Source organism: Herbidospora sp. RD11066, from assembly GCF_054661255.1.
Genome location: NZ_BAAGDO010000321.1, coordinates 1 through 243 on the forward strand (window position 1 = coordinate 1; position 243 = coordinate 243).

Annotated in this window: 1 protein-coding gene; it reads left to right on the forward strand. The window is 70.0% G+C overall.

Annotation, left to right across the window (positions count from 1 at the left end; genetic code table 11):
- Positions 1-122: 122 nt before the first annotated feature.
- A partial coding sequence (locus ACYQ78_RS40030; protein ID WP_459806222.1) for an NADH-ubiquinone oxidoreductase-F iron-sulfur binding region domain-containing protein occupies positions 123-243 on the forward strand: 121 nt, incomplete at its 3' end.

Sequence of the window (243 nt, forward strand, 5' to 3'; positions counted from 1 at the left end):
ACTCGCCGGCGGCCGGTGGCCAGCAGGCCGCGGTGGCGCCGGCCCGTCAGAGCAAGGCGGACGGTCGCGATGGCGTTCGTGAGCCAAGGAGTTGTTAGCAATGCTTGTCTCCCTAAGACCGCTTGGCCGCCGACTTCGAACACGGCCAGGGCCGTGTCGAGGATCCCGAGCTCCTTGAGGCGGCAACCAGCACCATCATGGGCCGGACCATCTGTGCGCCCGGCGACGCGGCGGCGATGCCGG